Annotated in this window: 1 pseudogene; it reads left to right on the top strand. The window is 39.7% G+C overall.

Going from position 1 to position 416, the window contains the following annotated elements:
- Positions 1-416: pseudogene (locus HC175_RS19415) on the top strand (hypothetical protein); the annotation flags it as partial.

Here is a 416-nt window from a genome sequence, read left to right as displayed (position 1 = left end):
CCCGATCAACCTAACGGTGTGCCGGTTATCGATAACCCAGATCCTAATGATGTTAACTTAAGCAGTAAAGTCGCACAATACACCAAACCTGCCAATTCTGAAACATGGGCAGGTACAGTTATAGGGCTTGATGAACCAATTGATTTTTCAACAAAGCGTTATATTCAGATAGATGTGTGGTCTCCTGCTGCGGGTATTCCAGTTTTGTTAAAAATTGAAAACGCTGCCAATACTGATATTAATGTAGAAACTTCTGTGAACACTACAGTAAGTGAGGAATGGGAGACGTTAACATTTGATATGACAGCTGTAGACCCCTCTCAGGTATATGATAATTTAGTCCTGTTCTTTAACTTCGGAACTCCGGGTACTGGTGAAACTTATTACTTCGATAATATAAGAACCACTAAACTGGA

Source organism: Salinimicrobium oceani (assembly GCF_012037645.1).
This window is presented reverse-complemented; position numbering and strand designations above follow the sequence as displayed.